This is a genomic window from Taklimakanibacter albus (assembly GCF_016595235.1).
GTDB lineage: Bacteria > Pseudomonadota > Alphaproteobacteria > Rhizobiales > Aestuariivirgaceae > Taklimakanibacter > Taklimakanibacter albus.
Window position 1 is genome coordinate 1,893,947 of the sequence record NZ_JAENHL010000008.1, and the last position, 19,916, is coordinate 1,913,862.

Annotated in this window: 14 protein-coding genes; 2 read left to right on the top strand and 12 right to left on the bottom strand. The window is 64.2% G+C overall.

Annotated features, from left to right (window positions below; all coding sequences use genetic code 11):
* Positions 1 to 33: 33 nt before the first annotated feature.
* From addA to JHL16_RS32050, 11 genes are all read right to left on the bottom strand, one after another.
* Positions 34 to 3,369: a double-strand break repair helicase AddA gene (gene addA / locus JHL16_RS32000; protein ID WP_200188897.1), complete on the bottom strand. Its 3,336-nt coding sequence runs from the start codon at positions 3,367 to 3,369 to the stop codon at positions 34 to 36.
* Complete coding sequence (gene addB, locus JHL16_RS32005; protein WP_200188898.1) at positions 3,366 to 6,365, bottom strand: double-strand break repair protein AddB; 3,000 nt, start codon at positions 6,363 to 6,365, stop codon at positions 3,366 to 3,368. Before addB ends, addA begins: the two co-directional genes overlap by 4 nt.
* Before the next feature lie 21 nt (positions 6,366 to 6,386).
* The gene (locus tag JHL16_RS32010; protein ID WP_200188899.1) at positions 6,387 to 7,100 is read right to left on the bottom strand and encodes a nucleotidyltransferase family protein; all 714 of its coding nucleotides are present in this window, start codon (positions 7,098 to 7,100) and stop codon (positions 6,387 to 6,389) included.
* Positions 7,097 to 8,614, bottom strand: a complete 1,518-nt coding sequence (gene tsaE, locus JHL16_RS32015; RefSeq protein WP_200188900.1) for a tRNA (adenosine(37)-N6)-threonylcarbamoyltransferase complex ATPase subunit type 1 TsaE — start codon at positions 8,612 to 8,614, stop codon at positions 7,097 to 7,099. The genes JHL16_RS32010 and tsaE overlap by 4 nt, the downstream gene beginning before the upstream one ends.
* A 21-nt stretch (positions 8,615 to 8,635) precedes the next feature.
* A complete protein-coding gene (locus JHL16_RS32020) occupies positions 8,636 to 11,074 on the bottom strand; it encodes an ATP-binding protein (RefSeq protein WP_200188901.1) in 2,439 nt (812 codons plus the stop codon).
* Positions 11,075 to 11,416: 342 nt separating this feature from the next.
* Entirely contained in the window at positions 11,417 to 12,820 is a 1,404-nt protein-coding gene (gene ahcY / locus JHL16_RS32025) for an adenosylhomocysteinase (protein ID WP_200188902.1), read from the bottom strand.
* An 86-nt stretch (positions 12,821 to 12,906) separates the two neighbouring features.
* Positions 12,907 to 13,182, bottom strand: a complete 276-nt coding sequence (locus JHL16_RS32030; RefSeq protein ID WP_137854623.1) for an HPr family phosphocarrier protein — start codon at positions 13,180 to 13,182, stop codon at positions 12,907 to 12,909.
* Positions 13,183 to 13,581: a PTS sugar transporter subunit IIA gene (locus JHL16_RS32035; protein ID WP_137854624.1), complete on the bottom strand. Its 399-nt coding sequence runs from the start codon at positions 13,579 to 13,581 to the stop codon at positions 13,183 to 13,185.
* Between the two features lie 111 nt (positions 13,582 to 13,692).
* Positions 13,693 to 14,151: an HPr kinase/phosphorylase gene (locus JHL16_RS32040; RefSeq protein ID WP_200188903.1), complete on the bottom strand. Its 459-nt coding sequence runs from the start codon at positions 14,149 to 14,151 to the stop codon at positions 13,693 to 13,695.
* Positions 14,144 to 15,949 (bottom strand): sensor histidine kinase, encoded by a 1,806-nt coding sequence (locus JHL16_RS32045; protein WP_137854626.1) that lies wholly within the window; start codon positions 15,947 to 15,949, stop codon positions 14,144 to 14,146. Before JHL16_RS32045 ends, JHL16_RS32040 begins: the two co-directional genes overlap by 8 nt.
* A gap of 19 nt (positions 15,950 to 15,968) precedes the next feature.
* Positions 15,969 to 16,667 carry a response regulator transcription factor gene (locus JHL16_RS32050; RefSeq protein ID WP_137854627.1) on the bottom strand — a complete coding sequence of 233 codons (699 nt, stop codon included), beginning with the start codon at positions 16,665 to 16,667 and terminating at the stop codon, positions 15,969 to 15,971.
* A gap of 114 nt (positions 16,668 to 16,781) precedes the next feature.
* Here JHL16_RS32050 and JHL16_RS32055 point away from each other — a divergent pair, with 114 nt between their 5' ends.
* Entirely contained in the window at positions 16,782 to 17,531 is a 750-nt protein-coding gene (locus JHL16_RS32055) for a HugZ family pyridoxamine 5'-phosphate oxidase (protein WP_200188904.1), read from the top strand.
* A gap of 106 nt (positions 17,532 to 17,637) precedes the next feature.
* Positions 17,638 to 19,236, top strand: coding sequence for a phosphoenolpyruvate carboxykinase (locus JHL16_RS32060; protein ID WP_200188905.1), 1,599 nt, complete (start codon positions 17,638 to 17,640; stop codon positions 19,234 to 19,236).
* Here the strand turns inward: JHL16_RS32060 and JHL16_RS32065 are convergent.
* Positions 19,233 to 19,814 (bottom strand): MarR family winged helix-turn-helix transcriptional regulator, encoded by a 582-nt coding sequence (locus JHL16_RS32065; protein WP_200188906.1) that lies wholly within the window; start codon positions 19,812 to 19,814, stop codon positions 19,233 to 19,235. The genes JHL16_RS32060 and JHL16_RS32065 overlap by 4 nt on opposite strands.
* Positions 19,815 to 19,916: the final 102 nt, after the last annotated feature.

Here is a 19,916-nt window from a genome sequence, read left to right on the forward strand (position 1 = left end):
GGGGACCTTAGGGTCAAGGCCGGGTGATAGGGGTTACATGGCTGGCATGACCCGGTCGAGCAGCTCTGGCGGGATGGTCATCAGCCGCGGGGTCTCGGTCCACAGGAGCGCCGCCGTCACGGCGCGCCCCGGAAACATGCGGGTCAGGGCCGCCCGATAGGCCGCCAGCTGGGCGATATAGGCCTCCGGAATCCCGGCAGGGTCGTCGGGTGGCGAGCGGTCGCTCTTGTAATCCAGGATCAGGACCTCGTCTTCCCTTACGACAAGCCGGTCGACCTGGCCGGCCAGCAGTCCCTGGGGGCCAAGCTCGGCCATCAGAGGGATTTCAGCGAGGCCTGTTCCGTCGAACCAGGCGGCAAAGGCCGGGTCCTCGATGATGGCGACCACCTTCTCGGCGAGGCTCCTGGCGGCTTCACCGGTGATCCCGCGGCGCTCCAGAAGCTCGGCCGCGGCCGCCCGGCGGCGCTCAGGGCGGAGGTCGGGCAGGAGCTGGAACAGGCGGTGCAGGGCCCGCCCCTGCTCCATGGCGGCGCTCGCCACCACCGGCCCCTTGCGGACCAGGCGGGATGGGTTGATCCAGTCGTTTCCGGCGCTCTCGCGCGGCGGCTTCTGCCTGAGCCAGGCAGGGGTCTCGGTTACGGCTGGCGGGGCGGGTTCCGCCCGGGTCGCGGGGATCAGCTCCGCCGTCTGGGCGCCCTCGATGCGCAGGACACCCTCGCTGGAACGTTCGCCTGCGAGGCTCGCCTCGATCAGCGCGTACCAGCTGCCGGACTTGGGCACGTCGTCGCTCGTATAGCCGCACACATAAAGCTCATCGCGCGCCCGCGTCAGGCCCACATAAAGCTGGCGACGATATTCATCCATGCGCTGATCGCGCAGGAGATCACGCTTGCGCGACACTTCCGGCGCCTCGACGCCGCCGCTGAAGCGCCAGAACGGGATGAGCCTGCCTTCGGGCGCCGGCAGCAGCAGCGGCTGCACCTCGTTCCGGTCATCGGGCGGTGTGCAGGTGTCGGGCAGGAAGACGATCGGCGCCTCGAGACCCTTGGCGCCATGCACCGTCATGATGCGCACCACATCGCCGCTCTGATCCATGTCGCGGCGGATTTCGGTATCGGCCGAGGTGAACCAGTGCAGGAAGCCCTGCAGGCTCGGCGTCTCGCGCTGCTCATAATCGAGCGCCAGATTGAGGAAGGCATCGATGAGGTCGATCGCTTCCGGCCCGAGCCGCGACAGGATGTTCTGGCGCACGCTCGGCATGTCCTCGCCGAGCACGCGGGCATAGAAGCCGAAAGGCGTCTCCTTGGAACCCCAGTCGATCCAGCGCCGCAGCCGGTCGGCAATGGGTGAAAGAGCTTTGCTTTCCTCCAGGCGACGCCACAGGCTCTTGCGGCCGCGGCCATGCGCCAAAGCGAAGAGATCGTCGTCATTGAAGGCGCGGCCCGAGGGATGCGAGATCAGCGGGCTCTTGAGCAGGCAGGCCAGCGCATGATCGTCCTCGGGCAGCACGATGAACTGGCCGAGCACCAGAAGGTCCTGGACGGCGATATGATCATTGAGCGTCACGCGATCGGCGCCCGCCACCGGCACGCGGCAGCGATTGAGCTCGCGCAGCATGCTGGAGAAGAAATCATTGCGGCTCCGCACCAGGATGAGAATGTCACCCGGTGTAACCGGCCGGCCCAGCGCCGTGATCAAACGTTTCTCGCGCAGCCATTGCGCGATGGTCTCGGCGATGCGCTGCGCCAGCTTGCGGGCGGGATGATTGCGGTCGATGCGGTCGACCGGCACCAGCCACGGATCATAGTCCGGCTTCTCGTCCTTGAGCGTGACCGGCCACAATTCGATGAGGCCGGCATGACCTTTGCGAACCGCCTCATGCAGGATGTCGCCGTCGCTGTCGGTGATGAGGCCGCGGCGCGCCACATCGCCCGAAAAGACCGCATCGACGGCGTCCAGCACCGTCTCGGTCGAGCGGTAGGAAATGCTGAGCGACACCGTGTCCAGGCCATCGGCTTCACTCAGCCGCGCTTCGAAGTAAGTGCGCGTCTCCTCGAAGGCGGCCGGGTCGGCGCCCTGGAAGCTGAAGATCGACTGCTTGCGATCGCCGACGACGAACAGCGTGCGGACCATGTCGATGCGGGCGCCGGCGCCGGCGAAGAACTCGCCCGCCAGCGCCTTGACGATCTGCCACTGCGCCGGGCTCGTATCCTGCGCCTCATCGACCAGTATGTGGTCGATGCCGCCATCGAGCTTGAACAGCACCCAGGCGGCGGAGACCTGCTCGACCAGCAGCCGCTTGGTGCGCAGGATGAGATCCTCGAAATCATAACGGCCATAAAGCCGCTTCAGCCGCTCATAGTCGTTGATGATGCGGGCGGCGAGCCCCACCAGCGCCTCGGTGGCAAGCATCATATCGAGCGTCGCCGACTTGCCGAGCAGCTTCACCACGCGATCCATCTCGCGCTCGATCGCCTCGGCGAGCCAGGGCTCGGCCGTCTGCAATTTCTTGCTGGCGATCGAGGACAGCGCCTTCGGCTTGAGGTCCTTCTTGAGGAACAGATCCTTGAAGACGTCGCGCTCACCCGATTTGATGCGGCCGAGCATCACCGCCGACTTCTGGTCGGTAGCGCCTGCCGATTGCGCCAGCGTGGCGATCATCTGATCGTAAAGCGGCACGTCGATATCCATCAGCCGCTGATCGAGGCTTTCCGCCGTATCCTCCGGCCGCAAGCCCAGCTCGTGGCGCAGATAATCGAGATCGAGCGAAAGATCGGAGCGCTTCAAGAGGATGGTGCGCAGCAAATCCTCGAAGGCTTCCGCCTGGGCGCGCGCCACGATGCGCTTGAGCGCCGGATCGTCCGCCATCTCGGCCTCGGCGATGATGCGCCGGCGCGCCTGGTCGAGAAGCTCGGCGGCGCTCCTCTCATCCATCACCTCGAAGCCCGGCACGACACCCGCCTCGACGGGGAAGAGCTGCAGCAGTCTTTCGCAGAAAGCGTGAATGGTCTGGATCTTGAGGCCGCCCGGCGTTTCGAGCGCCAAGGTGAAAAGCTCGCGGGCCCGCTGCAACGTGTCGGCCGTCACATCGTGATGGCCCATGGCGTGGATATGGGCAACGAGGTCGTCATCCTCGAGCACGACCCATTTGCTCAGGCGGCCATGGAGGCGGCTCGCCATTTCGGCGGCGGCCGCTTTGGTGAAGGTGATGCACAGGATCTTGTCCGGCGGCGTGCCCGACAGCATGAGGCGGATGACACGGTCGACGAGGACATGCGTCTTGCCGGAGCCGGCATTGGCCGCCACCCAGACGGAACGTTGGGGATTGGAAGCGCGGCGCTGATCGTAGCTCGCTTGCGGCAGCTTCATGAGGCGTCCTCGGCGATCGACCATTCGCGCCAGCGCGACAGATGGTCGAAGGGCGATGTGTCCTGCTCCTTCTCCATCGCGGCGCGCGGCAGATAGCCATGGGTGACATCGTCATAGGCACGCATCAGCGTCTTGAATTTCTCGAGATGCTCCTCCGCCTTCTCCATCACCTCGAGATCATTGATCGGCACCAGAAGCCCCGGCGGCGCGCCGCCCGAGAGCTTGATATAGAGAAGCGCATCGGTCTCGACCGGCTCGACGCCCCGGAAGGCGCCATGGGCGACGAGCGCGGCTTCGAGCGTCAATTGCGGCGCCAGGCCCGCCTTGACCTGCGCCCCGGTCGGGATGCGGCCCGTCTTGTAATCGATGAGCCGGGCCTTGCCGGAAGTCAGAATGTCGATGCGGTCGGCGCGACCGGTGAGCGTGAAGCCGTCGAACTGATGCGCCGCCCCCACCTCGGCATGAATGCGCAGGAGGCCCCGGCGCAGTTGGCGCTCCTCGGCGATGAACCATGGCACGATGCGCAGGAAACGCGGCCACCAGAAGCCCGCAACATCGGCATCCGCCATATGCGGCGCGAAGACATCTGAGCCGATCTGGATGAGCTCGTCCTCGGCCAGAAGCGGCAGGATGGTCGGATAGGCTACCGAGAAGCGGTTGAGCGTCTCATGGATGAGATTGCCCCTGAGCCCCAGATCGGCGGCGGCGCCGATCGGCGGCAGCGGCTGCAGGCCCAGAATCTTTTCGGCATAGATGCGATAGGGATCGCGCATCAGCTTCTCGACCTGGGTGATGCTCAGATTGCGCGGCCTCGCATCGACCGGCGGCCTCGGTCGCGGCATGACGACCCGGCGGTCGCCCTCGGCGCTGTCGAAGCTGCGCGCCCACCGGCGCCAGTGGGCGCCATCGTCGAAGGCGGTCGTCGTCGCCTCGAGGATCATCTTCAAGCGCAGGATCCAGCGTGAGGCGACGGCCGGCTGGTCCTTGACGCGCTTCGACCAGGTGAGGACGACCTGCGGCGCGCCGAAGCCTTGCGCGAAATCATGCGCGGTAAGGCCGATGCTGCGCTCGGGCGGCGTGAGGCCCAGGCTTTCGCGCATCGGCCGGTTGATCCAGGGACCCGGATCAGGCTGCGCCGGCCAGCTCGCCTCGGTGAGGCCGCCCATGACGACGACATCGGGATCGATCAGGCGCGCTTCGAGGAGACCCAATATGGCAAGGCGCGGATGATGCAGCGGCAGCCGCACCGGCAGGCGACGCAGCCAGCCGGCCAGGAACAAAGCGGCGCGCTCCATGCCGCATGCAGGCAGGAAACGCTCTGCCGCCGTGAAGGACTGGACGATGAGATCGATCGCATCGGCCGCCGGCGCATCGGAGTCCTTGTCGGCGATGCGTTCGAGAGCGGCGATGAAACGGCCGGCATGCCCGGCCAGCGTCGCCTCCTCGTTTTCCGCAAGGGTCGCCAGTGCGGCGCTCACCGCCAAAGCATGGTCGCGCGCCAGCGCCCAGTCCGCCTCGCCGAGGCGCCTCAGCGCCATCAGCGCGTGGGAGTCCTTCTCGGCCTCGCGCCGCGCCTTGACCAGGGCCTCAACCATCGTCTCGGGCGGAAGCTGATCGCGGCCCGAGCGCATCAGCGCCAGGTCGATGATGCCGGCGGCCTTGCGCGCCAGCTCCGGCGTCTGCCCGAACGTAGCGAGCGGATGATGCAGGAGCTTGGCGAATTCGTGGATGGCGAAGCCCGAGAGCCGGTAGTCGATGAGCGCCGAGAGCAGCGAGCCCAAGGGCCGTCTGATGAGCGCGACACCCGCCGAATCGTCGATCTCGACGCCCCAGCGCTTCAGCGCGCTGACGACGCGGCGCGCCAGATCGCGATCAGGCGTCACCAAAGCGGCGGTCTTGCCCGGCGTCTCCAGCGCCTCGCGCAGGATGATGGCGATGGCCTGGGCTTCCTGATGATGATCGGCGAGCTCGACCAGGCTGACGCCATCCATGCCGCGAGCGATCTCGGCGCGTCCGGCGAACAGCGCATCACGCCAGCCGCCGGCCGCCGCGGTGGGGCGCATGATCTCGGAAGCGAGCCAGGGGCGCGACGGGTTGCGGCGCACCGTTTCGATACCCGGCAGAGGGAGAACATCCTCCCGCGCCTGATGCCAGGACTCGAGCAGGCGCTTCAGGCCGAATTGCGGATGCTGCGGTCCGACATGCTGCCAGGATTCCTCGCTCATCGTCTGGTCGAGACCCGGCAGGACAACTGCACCATTGGGGAGTCCTGCAATGACCTTCAGAAGCTCGGCGGCCGCCGGAATGGAACCGGTCGAGCCCGCCGCGATGATCGGGCTTTCGGGCTGCAAGTCGGCGAGGCGTTTCGCTTCGAGCCGCAGGAGATGACTGCGCCGTTCCATCGGCCCCAGGAGACGCAAGCGGGTCAATTCCTCGGGCAGCCGCTCGCGGATGATGGCGAGGAAACCCAGGATAGACGTGCGATGCTCGGCGAGATCGGCGGCAAAAAGATCGGAGAGCTTCTGGAGGTCGGCCTCCTCCGTCTCGAATGTGTCGACGAGCTCGCTCAGGCTTTCGGCGAGCGCGATGGCTTGCGAGGGCGAACCCGCGATCTCACGCGACAGCCGCTCATCGGGATAGGCCACGACCCATTCGTCGATGAGGCGGATGAGCAGTGCTTCACGCTCCAGCGCGGTGATGGCGGGGGCGAGAAGATCATCATCCGGCGCGGCATCGCCCGGCGCCAGGAGATCCTCCTCGACATCGCCGATCGGGCGGATGCGCGGCAGGAGCATCGCATCACGTCCCGCCACGGTGAGGAAGCTCTGCTGGAGACTTCTGACGGCGCGGCGCGTCGGCAAAAGGATGGTCCAGCGCGGCAGATCGGCGAGCGTCGGCGGCGGCAGGTCGGCGGGAAAATTCCCGGCGAGGATGGCGCGCGTCAAAGCAGGCAGAAACGCAACGTCGGGCGGTATGTTGAAGAGACGGAGAGTCACGCCGGCACCGGCGCTTCGGACTCAGGCGCCAAGAGCCCGTTCGGCCAAGGGAATAGCTTCAGGCGTGCCGACATGCAGCCACTGGCCGTGATGCTCGATCCCGAAAAGGCGTCCTTGCGCAATAGCCTTGTCCCACAGGAGATTCATGGAGAATTTGGAGACACCTATATTGGCGAAGAGACGCGGATGCACAAGATAGGCGCCGATATAAGCGAGACCCGTCTCGCCCTTAGCCGCCCTGCCGGTGATCCGGCCCTCCGCATCCAGGCGAAAATCGCCATGGCCATCATAACCGACCGTGCGCTCGGGCGGGCACAGAAGGAGCAGGCAATCCATGGCCGCATCGTCCCAGCCCGCCTGCAGGCGCTGGAGCGCCGGCGTATTCCGGTCGATCCAGATCGAATCGCTGTTCACCACGAAGAAGGGATCGGTGCCCAATTGCGGCAGCGCCTTGACGATGCCGCCGCCGGTATCGAGCAGCTCGCCGCGCTCATCGGAAATGACGATGTGCGGCGAGGTTTTGCTCTTGGCCCAGGCCTCGATCTGGTCGGGCAGATAATGGACATTGACGACGGCGAGATCGCAGCCGGCCTCGCGCAGGCGATCCAGGCCGTAATCGATGAGCGGTGTCCCCGCGACTTCGACCAGCGGCTTCGGTTTGCCATTGGTCAAAGGCCGCATGCGCTGGCCGAAGCCCGCCGCCATGATCATCGCGCGTTTTCCGAGGCTGGTCATTGCGGCAGCGAATCCCGCAAGGATTGCGGCAGATGGCGGTCATACCAGTCGCGCAAGCGCGCCAGGCGCGGATGATTGAGATTGCGCTCGAGATAGCGCGACACGCGCGGAATATGGCGCAGATAGCCGCGCTTGCCGTCGCGTTTGGCGAGACGGGCGAAGATGCCGAGGATCTTCGAGGAGCGCTGCGCGCCGAAAAACGCATAGGCCGAGCGGAAGGCCGCCTCGTCGAAACCCGGATCGTCCTTGCGCAAGGCGCAATAGCGGTCGAGCAATTCATCGGCGATGGCGAAATCGATATCGACGCGGGCATCCTGGAGCAGCGAGGCGAGGTCGAAAGCGGGATGGCCCATCACGCAATCCTGCGTGTCGATGAGGCCGACGCGCTTTATTCCTTCGCGCTCCGGCAGCCACATCAGATTGGGCGAATGATAGTCGCGCATGATCCACACCGGCCGCGTCGTGTCGCTGAGCGGGAACAGCTCGTTCCAGATGTCGAGGAATTCACGGCGGTCCTTGTCGGACGGCGTCGAGGCTTTGGCGAAGGGCCAGAACCAATCGACCACCAGCTCGACCTCGATGGTCATCGCTTCGCGGTCGTAGTCGGAGACATGATGCCAGCCATTGTCGGGGATCGGCGCCTTGGCCGGCCAGTCGAGCCGCGCCATGTCGACGAGGAGCCGCATCGCCTCATCGAGCGGCACCGTCATGTCCTCGCCGCGCAGCATCATGCGGCCATAGACGTCTGAGCCCATATCCTCGATGACGGCGAGGCCTTCCTTGGCGCGCGCCGCCAGGATGCGCGGCGCGCTATAGCCGCGCTCGGTGAGGCAATTGTTCACCGCCAGCACCGCATTGATGTTCTCGGCCAGATGCGCAATGGCGCTGTAGGGCTTGCCGTGCTTGACGATCGGACCGTCGGGCCGCTCCGCCATGTCCATGAGCACGGCCGTCTCGTCGCCCTTCACCAGGCGCTCATACCGCCGGAACGAGGCGTCGCCTTCGAGGAACAGGCGCGTCGCCTTGGCCCAGTCGGTGTCCTTGAGGAAATCGGCAATGGCGGCAAGGCGCTTCAACGCCAGCGCCCAGGCGCCATGGCCTTCGAGCGCCGCCTCGCGCCCCTTGCCCTTGGATGTGAGGCGGATATCGAGCCGGTCGGCCGACAGGCGGCCGGCGAGGCGCTCCGGCCATTCGACGATGAGCTGGTGAGTGGTCAGCAATTCATCGAGGCCAAGTTCGTCCAATTCGCCTGCAGACGACAGGCGGTAGAGATCGACATGGGCGACCGGGATGCGGGTCGCGTCATAGGTCTGGACCAGCGTGAAGGTCGGTGAGGGAACTTCGATTTCGTCCCCCGCCAGCGCCTGGATGAAGCTCCGGGCGAGCGTCGTCTTGCCGGCGCCCAGGTCGCCATGGAGGCAGATGACGCTGCCGGCCTTGGCCATCAGCGCCAGCTCGGTGCCCAGGGCTTGCGTCGCTTCGGTGTCTATTAAGGGTCTCTGGAAGGAAATCATGCTGTCCGAACAATAGGATATCTAGGCGGCGACGGAGCCACGCCGGTGCTCCTGGAGGGAACCGCGATCCTGGGCGTGCGGGCCACGCAACGGGAAGCGGCAGATGACCGTCGTGCCTTTATTGACCTGCGAACGCAAGGAGACTCTTCCGCCATGCAGTTCGACGAAACTCTTGACGATGGCAAGGCCGAGGCCGGGGCCGCGGTGGCCGCCCGGCATGGGTTTCGACTGGAAGCGGTCGAAGACCCGCTTCTGGAATTCGGGATCGATGCCGCGGCCGGTATCGGCCACCCAGAGCAGGATGTCGTCGCCGTCATGGGCGGCCCCCATGCGGATGGTGCCGCGCTCGGCGGAGAAGCCGATGGCGTTGGCGAGCAGGTTGTGCAGGATCTGCGCCACGCGCTTGGGATCGCCGGTGAAATGCTGGGCATCGTCGGCGACCTCGATATTCAAGGTCAGGTCGCGCTTGGTCATCCAAGGCCCAAGCCCCTCGCCCGATTCCTGCATGATGGCGATCACGTCGATATCGGCGAGCTTCAGCTCCATGGCGCCGGCATCGATCGTGGTCAGATCGAGAATGGCGTCGATGATGACCAGCAGGTCCTGCGAGGAGTCCTGAATGTCGCGCAGATATTCCTGCTGCTTGGGCTTGAGCTCGCCGGCGATGCCGAGCGACAGGCTTTCGGCGAAGCCCAGAATATTGGTGAGCGGCGTGCGCAGCTCGTAGGAGACATTCGACATGAAGCCGGTCTTCAGCCGGTCGGCGGCTTCGAGCGCCTCGGCGCGCTCGCGCAGAGCGTTTTCGATGCGCGATGAATCCGTCACGTCGACATAAGTGAGCAGCGTATTGCCGTCGGGCAAAGGCACGAAGGCATATTCGAGCGCCAGCCCGTCGGGCCGGTTGAGCCTGCCCTTCTGCGGCTTGCGGCCGGTGTCGAGGCTGGTCATGCTGTATTTGAGCTCGTCCCAGACGGCGTCGTTGGTGAGGAGCTTGCGGCACTGATCGATGACCGGATCGATATGCGGCTGGCGGTCGAGGAAAGCCGGGTCGAGCGACCAGAAGCGGGCGAAGGCCGGATTGTGCAGCTTCAGGCGGCCGTCGGTGCCGAAAAGCGCGACGCCCTCATGCAGGTTGTCGAGCGTCTCGCGCTGCACCCCGATCAGCTCGTTATAGCGGCTTTCGAGCTGGATCTCCTTGGTGACATTCTCATAGAGATAGGTGGTGCCGCCGAAAGGATGCTGCTCGCAGATGACGCGCAGCGAGCGGCCGTCCGGGAGATACCACCAGTTCTCGCGCGTCTCGAGCGTGGTGTAGGCCTGCAGCTGCTTGGCCTTCCAGTCGCGGTAATTGGCCTGCTCGGGCAGACGGCGCAATTCGCGCAGGCGGTCGAGGATCTCGCCGTCGGTGGGTCCGAGCGCCAGCCAGTCGGAATCGAGCGACCACAATTCGGCATAGGCCGAGTTGTGGAAGCGCAGCCGCTGATCGGGGCCGAATATGGCGATGGCGGTGTCGAGCTTGTCGAGCGTGTTGGCGTGGCCCTGGATATGGCGCTTCAGCTCCTTGCGCGCCAATTCGATGGCGGTGACATCGATGGCGAAGCGGGCGGACCCGTCGGCAAGCTGGATTTCATGCACGTCGAGCGCGCATTTGGTGCCGCCGATCACCGCATGGGTGCGGCCCTTGAGGCTCGTCGGACGCTGGCCCTCGGCGGGCGCCTCGATCTTCGCGTCGTCGACGATGCCGATGCGATTGGCGATGACGGCGTCGACATCGGGGGCTTCCACCGCCTTGATGTAGGATTCGTTCACCCAGATCGTCTCGCCGGCCGTATCCTTGAGCCAGATCGGAAAGGGCGCGGCATCGAGCACGGCGCTCAGGCGCTCCACCTGCTTGCCGAGGCGGCGCGCATCATAGGCATATTCGGTGACCTGCAGGCGCTCACCGGCGAGCGGGCGCAGGCGCAAAGTGGTGGAGCCGCCGGCGGTGCGGCCGTCGGCTTCGAGGAGCTCGCCTTGAGCCGAGCGGATGCCGATATTGAAGGGCACCCCCTGGTCGCGCATGAGCGCGATGGCGTCGAGGAGTGCCGCGGCCGATTCCGGATCGAGCCAGGAGCGAAAATCGAGGAGCGCGGTCTTGTCGGCGGGAAGCTTGACCACGCCTTTCATATCGCCGGTGATCTTGTCGGGGGCGCCGTCGCGGCCATGCCAGATGATGAGGATGGTCGGCTCGGCGGTCAGAATCGCCTCGCTCTCATTGAGCGCGCTTTCGAGCTCGCGGGCGCGCCGCTCGGCCGCCTGCTCCTCGCGGGTCAGCTTGCGGATGACGAAAAATGCCCAGAAGAACACCGCCACGGCGGCAAACAGAGCGGTGAAGATCAACGGATCATCGGCGAAATTGTTGAGAATCGTGCCCGCCGAAAAACCTTCGGCGCGCGCTGGCGCTGCGAAAAACGCGGTCACCACAAACCCCGTCGCCCCTTTATGGGCAAGCCTGGATGTGGAGGCAGCATCTATCCGCATCACGTTTTCCGAATTTCCCCTGAATAAGGCTGGGCCCGTCCGCCAACCCCAGCCCGCGACGCATGCACAAGATCACGATCACTTCAGGTCGACACGACCTGAAGTGATAAACGTGATCGTATACTTACATTTAGCGCGTGATCGGACGGAAAACCGGTGGCCACTTTTCCTGATCACGCGCTAACACTTCAGCGGGCCGGCCGAATCACCGGCCGCCCGCTGAGAGGCAGATATACAAGCAAAATTCCGGCGCCGGAATCCCGGCGCCGTATTGCGCGATTTTTAGTAGCGGTAGTAGTCGGGCTTGTAGGGACCCTGCTTGGTGACGCCGATATAGGCGGCCTGCTCGTCCTTGAGCTCGGTCAGCTTGACGCCGAGCTTGGCGAGATGGAGACGGGCAACCTTCTCGTCGAGCGCCTTGGGCAGCACATAGACCTCGTTCTTGTATTTGCCATTGCCGGCATTGGCGAAAAGCTCGACCTGCGCCAGCGTCTGGTTGGTGAACGAGGCCGACATCACGAAGCTCGGATGGCCGGTAGCGTTGCCGAGATTGACCAGGCGGCCCTGCGACAGAAGGATGATCCGGTTCCCCTTCGGGAAATGGACCATGTCGACCTGCGGCTTGATGTTCGTCCACTGGTAGTTCTTGAGATCGGAAACCTGAATCTCATTGTCAAAATGGCCGATATTGCAGACGATCGCCATGTCCTTCATTTCGCGCATGTGATCGACGGTGATGACGTCCTTGTTGCCGGTCGCGGTGACGAAGATGTCGGCGGTCGGCAGCGCGTCCTCGATGGTCTGAACGGCGAAGCCGTCCATCGCGGCCTGCAGCGCGCAGATCGGATCGACCTCGGTGACGACGACGCGGGCGCCCGAGCCCTTCAGCGACAGGGCCGAGCCCTTGCCGACATCGCCATAACCGCAGACGACGGCGACCTTGCCGGCCATCATCACGTCGGTGCCGCGGCGGATCGCGTCGACGAGCGATTCACGGCAGCCATATTTGTTGTCGAACTTCGACTTGGTGACGCTGTCATTGACATTGATCGCCGGGAAGGGAAGCTCGCCCTTCTTCTGCAGCTCGTAGAGACGATGCACGCCGGTGGTCGTCTCTTCCGAAACGCCCTTGATCGAGGCCCTGATCTTGGAGAACCAGCCCGGGCTCGAAGCCAGACGCTTCTTGATCTCGGCGAAGAGACACTCTTCCTCTTCGTTCTTCGGATTGGCGATGAGGGAGGGATCCTTCTCCGCCTTCGAGCCGAGGAGGATGAACAGCGTGGCGTCGCCACCATCGTCGAGGATCATATTGGCGGGCTCGCCCGGCCAGTCGAAGATGCGGCCGGTATATTCCCAGTATTCCTTGAGGCTCTCCCCCTTGAAGGCGAAGACCGGAATGCCCTTCGCGGCGATGGCGGCGGCGGCATGGTCCTGGGTCGAGTAGATGTTGCAGGAGGCCCAGCGCACTTCCGCGCCCAGCGCCACCAGCGTCTCGATGAGAACGGCGGTCTGGATGGTCATGTGGAGCGAGCCCGAAATGCGAGCCCCCTTCAGCGGCTGCTTGGGCCCCAGCTCCTCGCGGGTCGCCATGAGGCCCGGCATCTCGACCTCGGCCATCCCGATCTCTTTGCGGCCCCAGTCGGCCAGGCCGATATCGGCAACGTGAAAATCCTTGGAGCTCGCCATGTTCAATCCCTGCATCGTTAATGGAATGGCGCCCCTATAGCAGGGGTCCCAGGGCCTGTCCATAAGGATATAAAGAAATCTTTATATCATTCTTCGCCGAATTTCTCGGCGATCAGGGTGCCCAGCGCCTCCAGGGCGGCAATCGCCTGGGGGCCGGCGGCGGTAACCTGGATGGAGGAACCGGGGGTCGCGGCCAGCATCATCAGCCCCATGATGGAGGTGCCGGGGACCGTCTGGCTGTCGCGGCTGACCTGGATATCGGCGTCGAACTGCTCCGCGCATTTCACGAATTTGGCCGAAGCCCGGGCGTGGAGCCCGCGGCTGTTGATGATCATGAAATGACGGGTATGAGGTTCGGCCATCTATCCGCTCAAGATCTGACTCGCGATGTTTATATACTTGCGCCCGGCCTCCTGGGCCTTGACGACAGCGGTTTCGAGGCTGGAATCGCCGCGAATGCGGGCGAGCTTGACCAGCATCGGCAGGTTGACGCCGGCCAGCACCTCGACGCGCCCGTTCTCGAGCAGCGAGATGGCGAGATTGCAGGGCGTGCCGCCGAACATGTCGGTGAGGACGATGACGCCCTGGCCGGCATCGGCCGACTGGATCGCCGCCATGATGTCGGCGCGCCGTTTCTCCAGCTCGTCATCGGGGCCGATCGAGACCGTGGCCAGATGATCCTGGGGACCGACCACATGCTCCAACGCAGACCGGAATTCCTCCGCCAGCCGCCCATGGGTGACCAGAACAAGTCCGATCATGAATTCAAATGCTCCACCGGAACATACCTACCTTACTACAGGGGCCGCGAATGTGCCGGGAAGTGCTGCCATATGCAACATCGGGCATTATCCTGCTGAATTTGCCGCAGTTCATGCGTGAGACACCGCGGTCAAAGCGGCGCGGATGCGCGCCGGGGCCGAGGCTTGGCCCGGATCGATGCCGATCTGGCGCAATGCAATGCCGGCGACATGCCGGAAGGCCGCTTCCGGCATCCGCTCGATTTCAGCCGCCTTGGCGAGCTTCACCGCGAGAACGAGTTTCACTTCCGGCAGATGATCCACTTTCACGACGCCCTGCCCTCTGATCTCGAACAGCCCGGCGATCGGTTTCGGACATGAAGCGACGAGCGCGTCGCCGCGCCGTTCGATGACGGTCTGATCGTCGCAAACGAGCTTGCCGCGCAAAACGAGATGGCCGAAGCCATAGCCCGGCTCATCGATGAGGCGAAGCACCAGATCCGACTTGCCGGATCCCGGTGGTCCCTCGATCAATATGCCGGCATCGCCCAGCGCCACGCAGCTCGCATGGAGAGTGACGGCCTCAGGCATCGTTGGCGACCCAGTCCTGCGGAATGGCCGGAATGCGCACGATGAAACGGGCGCCGAGGATCGGGCGCTCGCCGCCCGACGGCGCCTTGCCATAGCGGTTCTCGGCCCAGATGCGGCCCTTATGTGCTTCGACGATCTGGCGCGAGATCGAAAGCCCGAGGCCCGAATTCTTGCCGAAGGAGCCTTCCGGGCGATCGGTATAGAAACGCTCGAAGATACGTTCGAGATTTTCAGGCGGAATGCCCGGGCCTTCGTCTTCGACGCGGAACTCGATGTAATATTGCAGGCGCCTGACGCGCACCCGGATGGTCGAGGTCTCCGGTGCGAAGGAGCGCGCATTGTCGATGAGATTGCGCACCACCTGACCCAGACGCGTGTCGTGGCCCAAGATGACGAAGGCCCTCTCGCGCGCAATGGCGGCTGGCGCCGGCTGAACTTCGAGCGCGATCGCCGCCTGATTGTCCTTGCGCGTTTCATTGGCGAAGGACACAAGCGTATCGAGCACTTCGGCAACATTGATCGGCTGGACTTCCGAGCGCGCCAGCTCGGCGTCGAGCCGCGACGCGCCGGCGATATCGGTGATGAGGCGGTCGAGCCGGCGCACGTCGTCCTTCACCACCTCGACCAGGCGGTTGCGCTGATCTTCGGTCTTGGCGAAAGGCAGTGTCTCGACGGCGCTGCGCAACGAGGTCAAAGGATTCTTGAGCTCATGCGAGACGTCGGCGGCGAAAGCCTCGATCGCCTCGATGCGGTTGTAGAGCGCCGTCGTCATGTCGCGCAGCGCGCCCGACAAATGACCGATCTCGTCGCGCCTCTGGGTGAAGTCGGGGATCTCGACGCGCTTGTTGACGCCGCGCCGTACCCGCTCGGCCGCCGCCGCCAGACGGCGGATCGGCTCGGCAATGGTGCCGGCGAGAAACACCGAAAGAAGAATGGTGACCAGCGCCACGAAGCCGAAGGTGAACAGCACGATCTTGCGCTCGGCCAGGAGCACATTGTCGATCTCGCCGCCCGATGTCGAGAGCACGAGCGCGCCCAAGACGCCGCGGTAGCGCTGGATGGGCACGGCGACCGATACGATGATCTCGTTCTGATCGTTGACGCGCACGATCGAGACCGAGGCGCCGTTCAAGGCGGCGAGGATCTCCGGAAATTCCTTGCCGTTGTCGACGCCATAATCCTTCTGATGCGGATAGTCGTTGGTGAACAGCCAATCATTGAGGCGCTTCCACCAGCGCATCCAGATCGAGTCGGGCTTGGCGTCGAAGGGCGGCAATTCGCGCTGGGTGATCTCACCGCGGCCATAGAGATAGCGGCTGTCGACCACCAGATTGCCGTCGGGATCGATGATGCGGGCGCGGATCGAGGTGGAGGCGAGAAGCCGGCGCAGGATCGGCCCGGCATTTTCGGGGTTGATCGGGAAATCGAGATCGCGCAGCTGCTCGGCGTCGGCGGCGCTGTCGTCGCCGGAATCCATCAGCGCGTCGGGATCGATGACGATCGAGCCGGTATCGACGGTCGCGGAGCCCGCGACCGCGGCGGCGATGATGTTCGCCTGCGGCATCAGGCTCTGCACACGGGCATCGATCAGGCCCTGGCGGAACTGATTGAAATAGAGGATGCCGAGAACGAGGACGATCAGGCCGGCGATATTGAGAAGGACGATGCGGCTGGTGAGGCTCGCCGGCGCCAGACGGTGAATCCACCAGGCCAGACCCCGATCACGCTCGACGACCGTCTCAGTAGCGGTAGTGTCCTCGACCTCGATCCGGTCGGGTGTTTCGACGCCCGTCACCATGCCGTGCCCAGCCTATCGGTCACGCCTCCTTGAAACGATAGCCGACGCCATAGAGCGTCTCGATGCCATCGAAATCGTCGTCGACGAGTTTGAACTTCTTGCGCAGCCGCTTGATGTGGCTGTCGATGGTGCGGTCATCGACATAGACCTGGTCGTCATAGGCCGCATCCATCAGCGCATCGCGGCTCTTGACGATGCCGGGGCGCTGGGCGAGCGACTGCAGGATGAGGAATTCGGTCACCGTCAAGGTCACCGGCTTCGCATCCCACGTGCAGGAGTGACGGTCCGGATCCATCGAGAGCTTGCCGCGATCGATCGTCTTGGCGGCTTCCTGCGGCGTCACCGTGCCGTCGCGCGGTGTGGCGCGGCGGAGCACCGCCTTGACGCGCTCGACCAGAAGGCGCTGCGAGAACGGCTTCTTGATGAAGTCGTCGGCGCCCATCTTGAGACCGAAGAGCTCATCGATCTCGTCGTCCTTCGAGGTGAGGAAGATGATCGGCAGATCGGATTTCTGACGGATGCGGCGCAAGAGCTCCATGCCGTCCATGCGCGGCATCTTGATGTCGAAGATGGCCATGTCGGGCGGCGTGTCCTGGAGACCCTGCAAAGCAGCGGCACCGTCCGAATATTTCTGGACCTGGTAACCTTCAGCCTCCAGAGTGATCCCGACGGAGGTCAGAATGTTGCGGTCGTCATCGACAAGAGCGATCGTCGGCATATGGCCCTATTCGTCTGAAGTTAACAATACTGCGGCTCTAGCCACGGAACTGGCGTAAAATATGGCGCACCGTTCCCAGCCCCAAGCCCTCTCTCTTAGGGAAATCATCTCTTAATGACAACTCCTGCACGGCGGAGCTTCACTGGAACCGAGGCCCGCCAGCTTTTGAGGCGCGGCCGGACCGGCGCCCTGGGCACCAACAATCTCGACCCTACGGGACCTTATATTTCGCTCGCCAATGTCGCGACGGACGCGGTGGGCCATCCCGTCATCTTCATCTCGAAGCTGGCCTGGCACACCCGAAATATCCTGGCCAACCCTTCCGGCAGCCTCATGGTGAGCGAAATTCCGGCCGAGGGCGACGCCCTGACCGGCCCCAGAGTTACCCTCATGGGCGAGTTCCAGCCGGTTCCCGCGGCCGAGATCGCCGAACGTTATGCCCAGCACCATCCGGCGGCCCGATTCTACCTGGAATTCCCGGATTTCTCCTTCTGGCGGCTTTTCCCGCAAAAAATCCATGCTGTGGCGGGTTTCGGGCGGATCGAGACGATGGAGCCTGATGAGGTATTCCTGCCAGAAAGCGCAGCGGCGGCAGTCATGGCGGGGGCGCCCTCGGCCATCGCCCATATGAATGAGGATCATGCCGACGCGGTCGAGCTCTACGCCACCCGGCTCCTCGCCGCGGCCCCTGGAAACTGGCGAATCACCGCCATCGACCCCGACGGCGCCCATCTGAGCCTCGGCGACAAGGCCCTGAGGCTGGCCTTCGACGAACCTGTGTCGGGCCCGGATGGCCTGCGCCAGGCCTTTGTCGCCCTGGCGCGCAGGGCCAGAGAATCTGATGTGAAACCATCAGATAAATGAGGTTCGATACCGCAAAAACAGTGACTTAATACCATCTTTCTGGCTTGTTTCTTGCTATCCTTCCCCCTACTTTCGCCGTTCCGGCAAAAAACTGTGGGAGGATTGCGTGCATCATACGGGCCGTTTCAACGCGAATATCGCTCTGGTCGTGAAGGAGCCGCGCTCCGCCGCTTTCAATCTGGGCGCCGCCCAGCTTTATGAAGAAGCGCTGCGCCGGGGCGAAGGACGTGTTGCCGAGGGCGGCCCGCTTGTCGTTTCGACCGGCGCGCATACCGGCCGTTCGCCCAATGACAAGTTCGTCGTGCGCGACAAGACAACCGAAAAGACGGTCTGGTGGGACAACAACAAGGCCATCTCGCCCGAGCATTTCGCGCTGCTCAAGCAGGATTTCCTGGCACATGCCCAGGACAAGCATCTTTATGTGCAGGATCTTTATGGCGGCGCCGATCCGGCGCACCGGATTTCGGTGCGCGTGGTGTGCGAATATGCCTGGCACGCTTTGTTCATCCGCAATCTGTTGATCCGTCCCGCGCGTGAGGATCTCGCCGGCTTCGTCCCGCAACTGACGATCATCGACCTGCCGAGCTTCAAGGCCGATCCGAAACGCTATGGCGTGCGCAGCGAGACGGTCATCGCCTGCGATCTGACGCAAGGCCTCGTCCTCATCGGCGGCACCGAATATGCCGGCGAAATGAAGAAGTCCGTCTTCACCGCGCTCAATTATCTGCTGCCCGACAAGGGCGTGATGCCGATGCACTGCTCGGCCAATGTCGATGCGAAAGACCGCAGTGCCGTGTTCTTCGGCCTGTCCGGCACCGGCAAGACGACGCTCTCGGCCGATCCCGCCCGCACCCTTGTCGGCGACGACGAGCACGGCTGGTCGAATGACGGCATCTTCAATTTCGAAGGCGGCTGCTACGCCAAGGTGATCCGCCTGTCTGAGAAGGCCGAGCCCGATATTTACGCAACGACGCGGCGCTGGGGCACGGTGCTCGAGAATGTCGTAATGGACGATCAGACCCGCAAGCTCGATCTCGATGACGGCTCGCTCACCGAAAATACCCGCTCGGCCTATCCGCTCGACTACATTCCCAATGCCAGCGCCAGCGGACAGGCGCCCATTCCGCAGACGATCGTGATGCTCACCGCCGATGCCTTCGGCGTCATGCCGCCGATCGCCAAGCTCACGCCGTCGCAGGCGATGTATCATTTCCTCTCCGGCTACACCGCGAAGGTCGCCGGCACCGAACGCGGCGTCGTCGAGCCGCAGGCGACCTTCTCGGCCTGCTTCGGCGCGCCCTTCCTGCCGCGTCATCCGAGCGTCTATGGCGCGCTGCTGCGCGATCTCATCGCGCGCCATCAGGTGCAATGCTGGCTGGTCAATACCGGCTGGACCGGTGGATCTTACGGCCAGGGCCGGCGCATGCCGATCGCCGATACCCGCGCGCTTCTCGATGCCGCGCTGTCGGGCGCGCTCGACAAGCAACCGATGCGTAAGGACCCGCATTTCGGTTTCGAGGTGCCGCTCGCCGTCAAGGGCGTCGATGCCAAATTGCTCAATCCGCGCGACACCTGGGCCGACAAGGCCGCCTATGATGCGCAGGCGCACAAGCTCGTGCAGATGTTCATCAAGAACTTCGCCAGATTCGAAGAATATGTCGGCGACGATGTGCGCGCCTGCGCGCCGGCCGCGTTGAGCGCCTAAATTCTAGGTTCATGAGCGATGCAGATCTGCGCCGTTTCGGCGGCGCTGATCGGCAGATCATAAAGCATGCACAGATGCGGGCTGGCGGCATCGTCGCCGCGGCCCCCTTCGCGCCAGAAGCGACATGACCGGCACACACCGAAGGACGGCGCCTCGCGGCGCGTGATCTCGCCTGCCAGCAGATCGCCAAGGCCCTTGTCCATGCGGCGGCGCGTCTTGCCGCCGAGCTCTTCACACGCCGCGGCGAGCACACCCCATGGGTCCTTCGCCATCATCGCCTTACCGGCTTCGGTGAGCTCCAGGACGATAGAGCGCTTCTCGCCCGGCCGTTCGGTCTTGGCGATGAGCTGCTTGCGCTCGAGCGCCTTCACGGTCTGCGAGATCGTGCCCTTGGTGGCGCCGAGATAACGGGTCAGCGCGCCCGGTGAATTGGAGAAACGGTTGGCGCGCGCCAGAAAGCGCAGGGCCTCCCACTGGGCCGGGTTCAAGCCATCGGCGAACTCGCCCGCCCGCATGAGCCGTGACAGGCGCTCGAGTGAATAGACGATCTCACGACCTTCCGCCTCGATCTTTACCATAAGTCGGCCTCTGTTCCGTCCACGATGACTGTGACATGCGCGGGCAACCCCCGCAACGACGCGCTGAATCTCAGCAAAATCAGGCCATCATGACGACATGAT